11 protein-coding genes and 1 pseudogene are annotated in these 14,752 nt (G+C 40.4%); 5 read left to right on the top strand and 7 right to left on the bottom strand.

What is annotated here, in order from left to right:
- Positions 1 to 163: 163 nt before the first annotated feature.
- Positions 164 to 2,251, bottom strand: a complete 2,088-nt coding sequence (locus ACESMA_RS15195) for a M3 family metallopeptidase (protein WP_372949702.1) — start codon at positions 2,249 to 2,251, stop codon at positions 164 to 166.
- A gap of 170 nt (positions 2,252 to 2,421) precedes the next feature.
- Here ACESMA_RS15195 and ACESMA_RS15190 point away from each other — a divergent pair, with 170 nt between their 5' ends.
- The gene (locus ACESMA_RS15190; RefSeq protein WP_372949701.1) at positions 2,422 to 3,012 is read left to right on the top strand and encodes a hypothetical protein; all 591 of its coding nucleotides are present in this window, start codon (positions 2,422 to 2,424) and stop codon (positions 3,010 to 3,012) included.
- 18 nt (positions 3,013 to 3,030) lie between these two features.
- Here ACESMA_RS15190 and ACESMA_RS15185 read toward each other — a convergent pair whose 3' ends face one another.
- Positions 3,031 to 3,612, bottom strand: coding sequence for a flavin reductase family protein (locus ACESMA_RS15185; protein ID WP_372949700.1), 582 nt, complete (start codon positions 3,610 to 3,612; stop codon positions 3,031 to 3,033).
- A gap of 11 nt (positions 3,613 to 3,623) precedes the next feature.
- Positions 3,624 to 5,480 (bottom strand): (E)-4-hydroxy-3-methylbut-2-enyl-diphosphate synthase, encoded by a 1,857-nt coding sequence (gene ispG / locus ACESMA_RS15180; protein WP_372949699.1) that lies wholly within the window; start codon positions 5,478 to 5,480, stop codon positions 3,624 to 3,626.
- A gap of 86 nt (positions 5,481 to 5,566) precedes the next feature.
- On the opposite strand from ispG, the gene gldA reads away from it, so the two are divergent.
- Positions 5,567 to 6,484 carry a gliding motility-associated ABC transporter ATP-binding subunit GldA gene (gldA, locus tag ACESMA_RS15175; protein ID WP_372949698.1) on the top strand — a complete coding sequence of 306 codons (918 nt, stop codon included), beginning with the start codon at positions 5,567 to 5,569 and terminating at the stop codon, positions 6,482 to 6,484.
- Entirely contained in the window at positions 6,477 to 7,478 is a 1,002-nt protein-coding gene (locus ACESMA_RS15170; RefSeq protein WP_372949697.1) for a glycosyltransferase family 2 protein, read from the top strand. Before gldA ends, ACESMA_RS15170 begins: the two co-directional genes overlap by 8 nt.
- On the opposite strand, the gene ACESMA_RS15165 is transcribed toward ACESMA_RS15170, so the two are convergent.
- The 3 genes from ACESMA_RS15165 to ACESMA_RS15155 form a co-directional block, all read right to left on the bottom strand.
- On the bottom strand, positions 7,479 to 8,270 hold the full coding sequence (locus ACESMA_RS15165; protein ID WP_372949696.1) for a hypothetical protein: 792 nt from the start codon (positions 8,268 to 8,270) through the stop codon (positions 7,479 to 7,481).
- Between the two features lie 136 nt (positions 8,271 to 8,406).
- Positions 8,407 to 8,727 (bottom strand): hypothetical protein, encoded by a 321-nt coding sequence (locus ACESMA_RS15160; protein ID WP_372949695.1) that lies wholly within the window; start codon positions 8,725 to 8,727, stop codon positions 8,407 to 8,409.
- A gap of 64 nt (positions 8,728 to 8,791) precedes the next feature.
- On the bottom strand, positions 8,792 to 11,179 hold the full coding sequence (locus tag ACESMA_RS15155) for a glycosyl hydrolase family 95 catalytic domain-containing protein (RefSeq protein WP_372949694.1): 2,388 nt from the start codon (positions 11,177 to 11,179) through the stop codon (positions 8,792 to 8,794).
- A 296-nt stretch (positions 11,180 to 11,475) separates the two neighbouring features.
- On the opposite strand from ACESMA_RS15155, the gene ACESMA_RS15150 reads away from it, so the two are divergent.
- On the top strand, positions 11,476 to 11,949 hold the full coding sequence (locus ACESMA_RS15150; RefSeq protein ID WP_372949693.1) for a DUF4168 domain-containing protein: 474 nt from the start codon (positions 11,476 to 11,478) through the stop codon (positions 11,947 to 11,949).
- Between the two features lie 311 nt (positions 11,950 to 12,260).
- Here the strand turns inward: ACESMA_RS15150 and ACESMA_RS15145 are convergent, their stop codons facing one another.
- Positions 12,261 to 13,466 (bottom strand): ATP-binding protein, encoded by a 1,206-nt coding sequence (locus ACESMA_RS15145; protein ID WP_372949692.1) that lies wholly within the window; start codon positions 13,464 to 13,466, stop codon positions 12,261 to 12,263.
- 638 nt (positions 13,467 to 14,104) lie between these two features.
- On the opposite strand from ACESMA_RS15145, the pseudogene ACESMA_RS15140 reads away from it, so the two are divergent.
- A pseudogene (locus ACESMA_RS15140) lies at positions 14,105 to 14,752 on the top strand (hypothetical protein); the annotation flags it as partial.

The raw sequence follows: 14,752 nt of genomic DNA, 5'->3' as shown, positions 1-14,752 counted from the left end.
TAAATGTAAATTCACAAAACCCAAAACTCAAATAACATTCAATTATCAATTTATCAAATTACAAAAACTCTCTTTTTTCAGGATATTTTGTATTTTGGAATTTGAAGTTTAATTGTTTTTTGAATATTTTACCAAAAAATACTTTAATTTCGAATATAGGTTGCTATTGTAACCCGCTTCGTTCCAGCAGTGCATCCACTGTGGGTTCTTGGCCGCGAAAGCGTTTGTAAAGTACCATGGGGTGTTCAGTACCACCTTTTTCCAGAATGTTTTTACGGAATGACTCAGCAACTTCCCGATTGAACAACCCTTTTTCTTTGAAAACGCTGAAAGCGTCGGCATCGAGCACTTCTGCCCATTTATAGCTGTAGTATCCGGCTGCATAACCCCCTGCAAAAAGGTGATTGAACTGGGTACTCATGCATGCTTCACCGATAACCGGAAAAATTTGTGTTTTCTTCCAGGCCTCTTCTTCAAACTGTTTCACATCACCATCAAACGGTTTTTCAAGCGTGTGCCAGGCCATGTCGAGGTATCCAAAACTAAGCTGACGAATAGAAAGATAACCGGCCAGGTAGTTTTGAGATGCTTTGATTTTTTCCACCAGCTCAGCGGGAATAGGTTCACCGGTTTTGTAATGAGTGGCAAACCGGTCGAGGAATTCTTTTTCAACGGCCCAGTTTTCCATTATCTGCGAGGGCAACTCCACAAAGTCGCGATAAACATTGGTGCCAGATAAACTGGAATAAGTTGAGTTGGCCAGCATACCGTGCAGTGCGTGACCAAATTCATGCATAAAGGTTTCTACTTCGGAAAAAGTGAGCAGAGCCGGTTTGGTTTCGGTTGGTCGGGTGAAGTTCATTACAATGGTAATGTGCGGACGTGAGTATTTTTCGTTTTCTTTCCATTGGCCTTTAAAATCGTTCATCCAGGCACCGCCCTGTTTTCCCGGGCGCGGGTGAAAATCGGTGTAAAGTACTGCCAGGAATGAGCCATCTGCATCGTAAACTTCGTAAGGCACAACTTCTTTGTTATAAACCGGTATTTCTTTATTGGGTTTGAAAGTGATTCCAAACAATTCGGTAGCCAATCCGAAAACACCATCTACAACTTTGTTTAATTCAAAATAGGGTTTTAGCATTTCATCATTCAAATCAAACTTTTCTTCTTTCAGTTTTTCGCTGTAATAAGTCCAGTCCCAGGGCATAATTTCGCCTGTAAAACCAGACTTTTTAGCATAGGCTTTAATTTCTTCCTTCTCGTTTTGGGCTACTTTATATGAAGCAGAATACAAGTCTTCAAGTAATTGATAAACACCCTGCTGGTTTATGGCCATTCGTTGTTCCAGTGCATAGTCGGCATAATTTTTATAGCCGAGCAGATTGGCCATTTCCAGCTTCAGATTGATTATTTTGTGAATGTTTTCGCGGTTATCGAATTCATTTCCTTTAAACGACTTTGACATGTAAGCCAGATACATTTTTTCCCGCAGTTCGCGGTTATCGGCGTACTGCATAAAAGGCATGTAGCTTGGCATGGTAATATCAAAAATCCAGCCTTCCTTGTTTTTGCTTTTTGCTTTGGATGCTGCTGCTTCCAGTGCACTTTCGGGTAAACCCGAGAGTTTGGTTTTGTCGGTAATGTGCATTTCGAAATTATTGGTTTCTTTCCGCACATTTTCTCCGAATTTGAGTGAAAGTTTCGATAATTCGGTACTTATTTTCCGAAACTTTTCTTTTTCATCATCTGATAAATTTGCTCCCTTGCGCACAAAATTGAGGTAAGTATTTTCGAGCAGGGTTTGTTGTTCTGCATTCAGACTGAGGTTATTTTTCTGATTGTAAACCGTTTTTATTCGCTCAAACAAAACCGGATTTAAAGTAATGTCATTCTGAAATTTGGTGATTAAAGGGGAAACTTCCTGTGCGATTTGCTGCAACTCGTCGCTTGTTTCGGCACTCACCAGATTGAAAAATATTCCGGCAGTCCGGCCAAGTAATTTCCCGGCCCTGTCCAATGCTTCAATGGTGTTTTCGAAAGTAGGTTCAGCTTTATTTTCTGCTACTGCATTCACTTCAGTTTCGCCTGCTTTAATTGCTTTTTTGAAAGCGGGAAGGAAATGTTCGTTTTTAATTTCCGTGAAAGGTGCAGTTTCGTGGGGGGTTTTAAATTCTTCTAAAAGCGGATTTATTTGTGCATTTACCATAACAGAAATAATAAGAAATAATGTTATTAATTTTAATTTGTTCATAATTAGCGGTTTATATAAAAAAATCAATTTATGGATCGTCCACGTTCAACCAATATTCTCCCAAATGGTTCAATTTGATTGAATTTCTTGATTAAATTCGTGCAAAAGTACAATCATTTTAAATAACGGGTACTTTTTTTATTTTATAAACACAAAAAAAACGAGTAAAAATGTGGCAATTGTTGTTTGTGGTTTTTCTTCCTTTTATGATGCCTGATGAGGAACAAAATTCAAAAATTGAAAAGGCGGTAATAAATGAGTTAAAATATTATCCTGAAGCCAGATTAAGAGATATTTACAAGAATTTTTTTCAGGATACATTTGGTCCCGGACACCTGATACCTGATACCACCCGGGCAGGGAATTACCTGAACTACGAGTTGCAGCAACCCATTGGCGACACACTAACATGGCAGGCCATTGGGCCGGAAAATGACTATTACCGGATAAATCTGGAATTGGTGAAAAAAGGAACTTTACCCCGGTCAGTTTTACTCGAAGCAATGGTGGAAAGTGCACCACTTGCCCGGAATCCGAATATGGAAACCTGGAAAAAGGAATGGGAAACCGCAATGGTCGTTTTAGAGAAAATGAATCTTCAAATTCCTGATTTCGAAAAAGATAAAAAAGAAATTGAAGTGCTGTTTGAACGGGGAGAATACGTTATGCATCACAGCGATTTTTACAATGAAACCTATCAGCGGCATTACCGGATAATCCATAAATCTGTTTTTAAGCGCTGGAAAGGAGTCTATTTTTAAAATTGGGAGATTATCTGATTATGCCGGCTTTTTTTTCTTTTTCTTTTGAACCGACCACCCAAATTTGCCAATTAATTTCCCCAGGCCAAAATAATGGCCATGACTGTAAATCAGTGGTCGTGCTTTAGAAAAGCTGAAAGCATCCTTTTCGTTCATGAACTGGTCGTCAACCGAAACACCAACCACTTCGGCAACAAACATGTGGTGAGATCCCAATTCAATAATATTTTTCACAACGCACTCAATATTTACAGGCGATTCTTCAATAATTGGGGCTTTAACTTTTTGAGCAGGACCGGGAGTGAGTTTCATTTTCTCCCACTTATTGTATTTCCGACCCGAGCGGCACCCGCACCAGTCGGTGGCTTTGGCCAGTTGTTCGGTAGTCAGATTAATTACAAATTCTCCGGTTCGTTTAATAATTTCGTATGAATGCCTGCCGGGACGTACCGAAATGGAGCACATGGGCGGGTCGCTGTTGATAGTGCCTGTCCATGCAATGGTAATGATGTTGTATTCTTCAGGTGTGTGCCCGCAACTCACCATTACAGCCGGCAGCGGGTAAATCATTGTGCCGGGTTTCCAGTGTGTTTTAGCCATATTTTTAAAGTTTATTCCTGGTCTTTCCAGTCGCCGTTTTCTCTTATCAGTTGCTCAAGTTCATCTACTGCATTTTCAAAAGGGATGTGCCTTTTTACCGGTTTCAACCCTTTGTAAAGCGTAACTTTATTATGGCTAACACCAACAAATCCGTAATCCACATCGCCCATTTCCCCGGGACCGTTTACCACACATCCCATTATGCCAATTTTCAAATGGTCAATGTGTTTAAAGTGTTCTTTTATTTTTTTTGTTGTTTCCTGAAGGTTGTATAATGTTCTTCCGCAACCGGGGCATGAAATGAATTCGGTTTTGGACATTCTCATGCGGCTGGCCTGTAAAATACCAAAACTCAGGTCTTTCAGTTCGGTGAAAGTAATTCGTTCATTTTCGTTTGATATACACAGACCGTCTCCGTAGCCGTCGATGAGTAACCCGCCCAAATCTGCCGAAGCTTTTATTTGCAAGTCTTCCAGCGTACCTTCGTTATATCTTCTGTAAATGATAACCGGAACCTTCCAGATGTGCGATTCAAGTGTGGTGAAAAAGGCCCGCAGTTCAGCCATCGGGTTTTTGTTGAAACTTTCCAGAATGAGTACCGTTTTCCGGGTCTGTTTCATTTTCATCATAATTTCGGGATTTTTGGCCATAAACTGGTCGAACTCCATTTTATTGGTACGAATGAATTTCAACCTTCCCCAACGTGTACTTTCGAAAAGATATTCTTCCAAAGAAATAATTGGATAACTCTCGCCATTAATGTCTGTGATTTTATTTCCCGATAGAAAATAATCAGGCACCAGTTTGCCCCGCACCGGAAGCATTTCTTTCATGCTACGATCGCCTAAATCAGCCACAACTACCGGAAGGTTTTCACCGCCCATGTTTAGTACCGGACGTGTGGAACGCCTTTCGTATTCAAACGGGTTCGTTTGTGCAATCAAGGAGGCAGTAATGGGTTCGTGATCGCGGTATGATTTGAAATGTTCAACCAGTTTTTTTGCCACTGGTATTTCATTTACCGGATTTTCGGTGAGCGAAACGCGGATGGTGTCGCCAATGCCATCGGCAAGCAAAGCGCCATTTCCAACTGCCGACTTAATGCGTCCGTCTTCCCCTTCGCCAGCTTCAGTTACTCCAAGGTGAATGGGGTATTTCATGTCTTCAAGCCGCATTTTGTAATTCAGCAGGCGCACGGTATAAACCATCATGCGGGTGTTGCTCGATTTGATGGAAACCACCACATTTTTAAAATCCACTTTTTTACAAATACGCAGAAATTCCAGCACCGACTCGGCCATTCCTGAAGGCGAATCGCCAAAACGACTCATAACCCTGTCGGAAAGTGAACCGTGGTTGGCGCCAATGCGCAATGCCGTATTGGTTTCCTTCAACATTTCCAGAAACGGAATAAACTGTTCCTCAATTTTCAACAGCTCTTCCTTATATTCTTCATCAGAATAAATTTTTGCCTCGAATCGTGCCCGTTTGTCATAAAAATTTCCGGGATTGATTCGAACCTTATCAAAATACTTGGCAGAAATATCTGCCAAACGCGGATTAAAATGGATATCTGCCACAAGTGGTGTGTTATATCCGCGTTTCCGTAATTCATCTACTATACTTTTCAGGTTTTCGGCATCGTAAATGCCTTTTACCGTGCAACGTACATAGTCTGCACCTGCTTTTGTCAAAGCAATTATCTGCTCAACGGTTGGTTCAGTTTCTTTTGTGGGAGTATCCGTCATCGATTGAATTCGAATCGGATTATTGCCTCCAACTCCAACTTCACCAATTTTTACCTCCCAGGTTTTTTGTCTCTCGTACCGGGTTATATCTTTGATATAGTTAAAATGTCGATCTTTCATAATAATCTGTTATGCTGAAATGCAAATTTACGCTAATGGTTTTAATTTAAAAAGATTCCTTTATTTTTGTTGATTAATAAAAATATATGGACTTAATAATCAATAAAATAACAAAGTTATTTGGAAAACAGAAGGCACTTGAGCAGGTCAGTTTTTCAGTAAGCCATGGCGAACTATTGGGTTTTCTCGGTCCAAACGGCGCCGGCAAGTCCACCTTAATGAAAATTATAACCGGATATTTACCGGCTGATGGGGGTGAAGTTTTTTTGGATGATGAAAGAATTTCGACAGATAAAACTTCTTTTCGAAAAAATATTGGGTATTTGCCTGAACATAATCCGCTTTACACCGATCTTTATGTGAAAGAATTTCTTGAAATTACCGCTGGATTTTATCATTTAAAAAACAAAAAGCAGCATGTTGCCCGCATGGTTGAACTTATTGGGTTGGGCGACGAGCAGCACAAAAAAATCGGGGCGCTCTCGAAGGGTTACCGGCAGCGGGTGGGGCTCGCCCAGGCACTTATTCACGATCCGAAAGTTTTAATACTCGACGAACCTACTACCGGCCTTGATCCCAACCAACTGGAAGATATCCGCAGTTTGATTAGGAACATCAGCCGGGAGAAAACGGTTATTCTTTCGTCGCACATTATGCAGGAAGTGGAGGCTGTTTGTAACCGGGTGGTCATTATCAACAAAGGGAAAATTGTGGCTGATGGAAGCATTTCCGAAGTTAAAAGCGGGAAATTACGACGAAACCAAACTGTGATTGCCGCCTTCGATAAACCGGTGGAAAAAGAAAAACTGTTTTCGCTTGGTACAGTAAAAAGTGCTTTGTTTGACGGGGAAAACTGGGAAATTGAATCAGACGGAAACGAAGATATTCGGCCTCAAATATTCAGATTTGCCGTGGAAAATAACCTCACGTTGCTTGCACTTTCTCTGAAACAACAAAACCTGGAAAACATTTTTCACCAGTTAACCCGCGGAAGCGATGCCTGAAGTTTCGGTTATTTTGCCTTTTTTTAATGCTGAAAATACCCTGGCGGCTGCTGTGGAAAGTATGCTGAACCAGACTTTTACTTCCTTTGAAATTTTACTGATTGATAATAATTCTAGAGATAACAGCCTTGCAATTGCTCAATCATTTGCCGAAAAAGATTTGCGCATCCGGCTATTACATGAGCCGAAACAGGGTGTGGACCATGCCATGAATTGCGGGCTTGATAATTCCAGTGGCCGTTTTATTGCCCGCATGGATGCCGACGATATTTCTTTTCCCGAAAGGTTGGAAAAGCAGGTTCGGTTTTTAAATGAAAATCCGGAAACCGGCTTGGTTGGATCGTTTGTAAAATATGTTTCGCACAACCACGGAACAGGCGGTTTTAAAAGATTTGTCCAATGGGTGAATTCCTTTCATACAACAGAAGATATTGAATTGTACCGGTTTGTTGAAATTCCGGTGGTGAACCCGACAATATTGTTCAGGCAGGAGTTATTTGAAAAGTTGGGCGGTTGCCGGCAGGGCGATTTTCCCGAAGATTACGAAATGCAGTTGCGTTTTCTGGATGCCGGAGTGAAAATGGCCAAATTGCCCGAACCACTTTTGGAGTGGCACGATTATTCAACCCGGCTCACGCGGACAGATGAAAGGTATTCCACCGAGGCATTTTTCAGAATAAAAGCCCGGTATTTTAAAAAATGGTCGGAGCAAATCAATCCGTTTCACCCTGAAATATGGGTGTGGGGCGCCGGCCGAAAAACCCGGCAGCGGGCAAAATTGCTGGAAAAGGAAGGGTTGAAGATTCAGGGTTTTATTGATATTATTAAAGGAAAAACAACCCAAAAAACCACGTTGCATTTTTCGAAAATTCCACCTCCGGGAGAAATGTTTATTGTTCCCATGGTGATGAAATATGGTGCACAGGAGTTGATTCGACAAAATCTTCTGAAAAGGAAATATTCAGAGGGAAAAGATTTTATACTTCTGGCGTGACTAAAACATCACCCATCTGCGGTATTGCCTGATAATTTCGCCGGTTTGGGTATCAATGTAGATGTAAAAAAGTTCACGATCAGAAATCATTGTAACCAGTTGCCAGCATTCGCAAATTCTGTTTTCTTCATTGTCAGCAGCCAAAATGAAAACTTTTCTGAAATTCCAGGTGTGTTTTCTTTCCCAAAAATCTTTGCCTGTTTCATCCAGCAAAATCCTGTACGTTATGGCAGTGGCATCGGTTTTCGAATAAATTTCATTTTCGGGTTTGAATGCTTTAGGTAACCAATTACCGGAGATTTTAATCACCCGATTTGTTTCGTCAAAATCAAAAATTAAATCCGGCCCCAGAAATTGTTGCCCCTCTATAGTTTTCTGTTTCAGGTAAATCTGTGGATTTCGAAATTCATCTTTAAAATATTCCCAGTCATCGGTTTCTTTTATCACTTCTATTATGCTGAAATAATTGGAAATGGATGTTGAACCGTCCGGAATCAATAGGGGAGAATGCGTCACTAATTCATTTTCAAGATCAAACGTCTGTCCGGCAGGAATTCCCATGTAAATTGAATAACGGCTTATCAGTTCCTGCACTTCCTGAACTACCGTTTCCAGTGTCAGCGAATCGGCTTCATAAGACAACTGTCCTTCCAAAAAACCCTGTTGGTTCAGGGAAAGATTTTCGTGGACATTTGTTTGCTGAAATGCTGTATTTTTTGCATTCCAATCCTGCTGACTTAGAACCTTTTGGTAAATAGTGGGGTATTCGGCGCCGGGCAATGGTTTTTCCATTGGTTCGTTTCGGCAACCAAAAAAAACGATATTGCTGAAAAGTAAAAATGCAAGCCGTATTTTTGAATTAAAAGGCATAAGAAAACCGTTTTTTTATTTTTTGTACGGAACCAAAATTGTTTTGAATTCCTGCTTTTTAAGTTTTTCCTATTGCTTCCAATGAGTCGCGAACCTCTTTAATTTCATCCCGCAAAGAAAGAATATCTGTTTCGCTTAAAGGTTTAACCAACTCTTTGTCATACACATCGAAAAAACTGTCGCCGAAGCTTGAAATGCTTTTTTCAATATTTTTTATCCTCATTTTCAAATCTGAAAGTTCTTCTTTTATTTTGCTGAATACCGGATTTTCCTTGTCAGTTTGCTTCCAGATTTTTTCTTTGGTTTTGTACAATAGTTTGACCTCAATCAGCTCATCGAAAAGCTTTTTCTGGTCTTTTTTTGATGAAGAATTGCCCATAATCTTTTGGTTCCCGGTTTAAGGAAATAAAATTAGAAAAATTTCAGGTTCCGGCTTCAACTATTTAAAGAAAATCTTTCGGGCCAAATAAATAGGTTTCGCCGGCAATGGTTTCGCTGGAAACGGATTTATCCATATAACGCATATGGAGTTTGTTTCCTAATAATGATTTTACTTTAACCGTAATAAGTTTCTCGTTTTCCCATGTAATATCCAATTCAAAACCTCCACGACCTTTTATTCCCGAAATTTTTCCGGTTTGAAGTTTGGAAGGAAGTGCCGGCAGCAAATCCTGATAAAAATCGCCGTTTTCATCGCGTAGGTGCGATTGCATCAGCATTTCCACAATGCCCGAGGTTGCTCCAAAATTCCCGTCGATTTGAAAGGGTGGGTGAGCGTCGAACAGATTGAAATACAATCCGCCCTTATCTTCGTAGTTGGTTTCTTCACTTTTTGAGGGTACCATCAAATTCTTCAACAACAGGAATGCATGATCGCCGTCAAGCAACCGTGCCCAGAAGTTGATTTTCCAGGCCCGCGACCATCCTGTACCGCCGTCGCCACGGTGCGAAAGCGTTACTTTGCAGGCTTCGGCCAGTTCGGGCGTGGTAATGGGATGAATTTCATTTCCGGGATGCAGTCCCCACAAATGCGAAACGTGCCGGTGTTTTTCGTTCGGGTCGTCCACATCTTCCAGCCACTCCTGCAACTGGCCGTACTTTCCTATTTGGTTGGGCGCAATTTTTTCGCGCTTGCTTTTCAGCATGGCAGCAAAATCTTCATCCACATCAAGTATTTCCGCCGCCTCAATAGTGTTGGCAAACAATTCGCGAATGATTTGGTGGTCCATGGTGGGGCCCATTACCAAACCGCCCAGTTCCGGACTGTTGCTTGGTCCGCTTACCAGCCACTCGGGGTTTTCGGGCCAGGGAACCAGATAATCCGCAAAAAAACGGGAAGCTTCTTTTAACGCGGGGTATGCACGATTTTTCAGAAAACCTTTGTCGCCGGAGTACTGGTAATGCCACCACAAATGCTGGCTCAGCCAGGCTCCGCCGGTTGGCCAGATGCCGTGGTTGGCATGGTTGATTGGCGCCGCACCCCGCCACAAATCGGTGTTGTGGTGGGTCACCCAGCCTTCCAGATTGTAGTGTTCTTTGGCCACATTTTGCCCGGTTTGCGACAAGTCTTCCACCATCGTAAACAGTGGTTCGGCACATTCCGAAAGGTTGGTCATTTCCGCCGGCCAGTAATTCATTTCGGTGTTGATGTTGATGGTGTATTTGCTGTCCCAGGGCGGTGCCATCCGGTCGTTCCAGATTCCCTGAAGGTTGGCAGGCTGCGTTCCCGGCCTCGATGAGGAAATGAGCAGGTACCTTCCGTATTGAAACAGAAGCGACACCAGACTGGGGTCTTCATCTTCATAAAACGAGGTCAGCCGCTGGTCGGTTGGGCGTTCCGAAATTTCCGAGTTTCCCAAATTGAGGGAAACCCGGTTAAATAATTTCCGGTAATCTTCAATGTGTTTATCTTTCAGGGTTTGGTAATGTTTCCCTTCCAGGTTAGCCAGGGATTCAATGCAGCGTTCTTCCGGATTTCCACTAATGTCGGCATAATTCACAAAGCTGGTAGCTGCCACCAGAAACAGCGTTGCTTTTCGTGCATTCACCACAGCAATGGAATCTTCAAACTGAACCAGTCCGCCGCCTTCGTGTTCAATGCGCAACCGGGCTTCAAAAGTGAGTTTGCTTTTGGGGTATGGTTTTCCGTCGCGGCCCAGTTCATTGTGGTAATTGTTGGCTTTTCCCTTTAGAATAATTTGGTCTCCGTCCACTGAAACTTCATAATCTGAATGGGGCGAATCCAGACCGGCAGCAAAATTAAGCGCTCCGTTTTCAGAAGCTTCAAGCCGGATAACGATTGCCTGATCGGGCGCAGAGGCAAAAACTTCGCGTTTGAACTTCACCCCGTCCACCTCATAAAAAACCGAAGAAACGGCATTTTCCAAATTGAGTTGCCGCTTGTACGAGGTAACCTCTTTATGCCCGGGAAAATTCAGCTCTATATTTCCAAATGGCAAATAACTCAATTGGCCAAACGGCTGCGACATAAATTGCTGGTTTCCCAACTCATGCGCCTCGTCCTGTTTGCCTTCCCAAAGCAGTTGGCGAATTTCTTCCAGATAATTATGAGCGCCGGAGTTGGCATAATCGTGTGGCTGACCGCTCCACAGCGTTTCTTCGTTAAACTGAATGGTTTCGTTTTGGGGTTCGCCGTAAACCATGGCGCCAATCCGTCCGTTTCCCAGGGGAAGTGCTTCGGTCCACTCGGCGGCAGGTTTGTCGTACCACAACGAAAGTGAGGGATCAATTTTTTTCTCAGTGTCTGAAAAACGGGCGCAGGAGAAAAGAATGGTAAGGGATAAAATCAGAATCAGGCGTAATTTTTTCATGACGGAAAGGAATCAAATGTTAAAATTTTTAAACTATAAAAACTGCTTCATGTACAAAGTTAACAAAATGTTTCCGAATTGCAGTCGTGGCCTGTAATAAAGAACATTTCAAATTTTTAAAAGAAGAGATTTTTTTTTGTATTAAAGAATGAATCGAAGGGAAAATATTCAAATTGGGGTTTTGATTTTTAAAGTTTTTTTGCATTTTTTTTCAGGTTTTCCGGGTGTTCACCGGTTCCTTTGTAGCTATTATTCATTTTATTATTGACATTTTAAACTATAAAAATTACATGATTATGCTTTTATCAAAAAAATTGTACGGTTTATTTTTTATTCTTTTAATGAGTGCGTCAGTTGTTTTTGCGCAGGTTCCGCAGCAAATGCCCGAGCAGCAAACTACAGAAGTTTCTGATGATGAAATAGAGCAGTTTGCCCTGGCGTTTGTTGAAATTCAGAACATTGAGCAAAAAATTCAGCCCGAAATGGTTCAGATTGTTGAGGAGGAAGGAATAGAAGTTCAGCGGTTTAACGAAATAATGAACGCTCAGCAGGATCCAAATCAGGAAGTGGATGCCAGCGAAGACGAATTGCAAAAGTTTGCTTCGGCCAACCGTGAAATAGAAGACATCCAAAACCGCGCCCAGCGGGAAATGATGGAAAAAATTTCAAAATCAGGACTTACGGTTGAACGCTACCAGGAAATTATGACTGCCGTTCGGAACGACCCGGAACTGCAACAGAAACTGCAAAAGAATATGCAGGAAGAATAGGGATTTATTTGAATTAATAGAATACAAGGCACATAATTTTTGCTGAAATGCAGAGGTTGTGTGCCTTTTTTTGATTATTCAACACCCAACACCCAATATCGAATATCCAACATAAAGAAATCAGGGCTGATCTTACATTTGGATATTGATTATTGGTTTTTCTATATTGAATATTTTTTGAATTTCCAATAACCAATACACAATATCGAATATTCAACATTAAGAAATACAGGCTGATCTTATATTTGGAAATTGAGAATTGGTTATTCTATATTGGATATTTCCCTAATCCTCAATTTAATACATTTCCGTTATTTTTGGTACATCCACTTCCAAACCGGAACAACATGTATTGTTTTTCCATCTTTTTGAATTTGGTCTTCCTGGTTAAATGTAAAAATGTATCCTTCTTTAAATTTCAATTCATCCATGGCTTCAGTCAAACCATTTATTTCTCTTGAAAAGTTGTCGGCATTTAGTTCATAGCAAACCTGCGCAATCATTTCAACCCTTCTGTTTTGGGATACAATAAAATCACATTCCCCGGTTTTTCTGAAATAAAAAATTTCCTTTCCCAGCCTTTTCAGGTGGATAAATGTTTTGTTTTCAATTAATCTGCCACGATCTTTGGAAAAAGAAAGGGATAAGATTGAAATTAACCCGGTATCAATCGCGTAAACTTTTTTAGGATTAACAGCCTGCTGTTTTAAGGAGAAACTAAAACGCGGAACTGTAAAAAACAAAAAAGCATCTTCAAAATAGGAAATATATGATTTTAGTGAGTTTACCGAGCCTAAATCAAAATTTTTCACCAGTTTGTTGAATGAAAATTCTTTACCCACATTACTTGCCAGGTAAACTCCCAGTTCCTGCAATACTTTGGGGTTTCTTAAACCGTGCCTGACAACGATATCGCGATAAATTAAATCATTATACAGGTTTAGCAACACTTCCCTTTTGTTCGAGTTCAAAAATTCCGGGAACCCTCCTGAATTTAAGTATTCTGAGAAGCTTTCAATTCCCGCGCTTAAATTGAGGTGTTTTAAAAATTCAGAATATGAAAAAGGAAAAATTTCATACGTGATTTGTCTTCCGGTCAGGCTTGTCCCCAATTCTTTACTTAAAATTCGTGCATTTGAACCGGTTATTATCACTTTCTTTTTCTGATCATGCAAAACGCGTATGTATCTTTCCCAGCCTTCAACATTCTGAATTTCATCGAAAAGGAATGTATAGTTACTGGATTCAAATATTTTTTCAAGTTTGAAAAAGTCATTGACTTCAAATGCAGTGAGCCGGGGATCTTCAAAGCTGAAGTAGTTATAAAGCTGTAATTTGTTTTTCAATTGAAGCAACACAGTGCTTTTTCCGCTTCTCCGTATTCCTGTCAGGATGGTTACATGTGGCTCATTCAAACCTATTTTTTCAAGAATTTCCCGGGGAGTTCCTTCCGGTAATTTCTCAAGGTAACTGTTTTGATACTCAAAAACTTCTTTTATTTGACTTTCCAGCAGCATAATCAAATTATTTTTTCAAAGGTACATACTTTGCATTACTAATGCAAACTTATATGCATTACTAATGCATGCTTTATTTTTATGATGAGTATTGAGTATTCTGCATTGGATATTTTTTTTAATTTCCAATAACCAACAACCAATATCGAATATCCAGTATAAAGAAATAAAGGCTGATCTTACATTTGGATATTGAGTATTGGTTATTCTACATTGGATATTTCTTGAATTTCCAATAACCAACACCCAATATCGAATATCCAACAAAAAGAAATAAAGGCTGATCTTACATTTGAATATTGAGAATTGAGTATTCTACATTGGATATTTTTCTTTTTAAATAGCCACCACCCAACACCCAATCTCGAATATTCAACATAAAGAATTAAATACCGATCTTTAATTGGATATTGATTAGTGAGTATTCTACATTGGATATTCTTTTAAATTTCCAACACCCAATACACAATATCGAATATTCAACAAAAAGAAATAAAGGCTGATCTTTAATTGGATATTCATTATTGGATATTTCCCTAAGCTACCGTTTAATAATCCAACCCCACCGTTTAATAAATGGTTCTTTCATATTTCGTTTTTAAACCTTAATTTCAGCAAATTAAAAAAAACAAAAAACCATGAAAAAGCTAATGTTTCTCTATTTTCTGTTGTTTTTGGCTATTGCCGTGAATGCCCAAAAAATCGTTGAAAATCCTGAATTCGGGATTGGTACTGATGCTGTTTTTATCACCAAAATTGTGTTAACCGATACCGAAACTGCCCTCACATTCAAACTTAACCTGGAGCCGGGCAGAACTTTTGGAATTGCCAACAAAAGTTATATTCAGGTTGTTGGCCAGCCGGATTCGTTGTTTCTAATCCGAAAAGATGCCCCCGAGCCTGTGAATGGCTGGATTACCGTGCCCGAAGGTGATTTGTCGTACACCCTTTATTTTCCGCCCATTGACCCTAAAACGGAGAAAATTGATTTTGGCGAAGTTTCGGCACAACCCTGGATGATTTACGATATTGTCATCAATAAACCGCCCTATTCATCGGTACTTCCCGAAGAGCTTTCAGGCAACTGGTTTTCAACCGAAACCGGGAAATGGGAATACAGTTTTTTTGAAAAAAAGGCCATCGCAGATGAACAGTTATGGGAATATGCTTCGGTTAAAAAGCAGGAACAACTCTGGAAAATCACTCTGAAAGCAAACGATAAGGAAAAAATCCTCTTTGCAAAAACAGGCAAAAATAGCTGTCAGGTTGGTGAAAATCCTGAAACA

Source organism: Mariniphaga sp. (assembly GCF_041687215.1).
In the GTDB taxonomy this organism is placed as follows: domain Bacteria; phylum Bacteroidota; class Bacteroidia; order Bacteroidales; family Prolixibacteraceae; genus Mariniphaga.
Note: the sequence above shows the minus strand (reverse complement) of the source record. Positions and strands in the feature narration are given on the sequence as shown.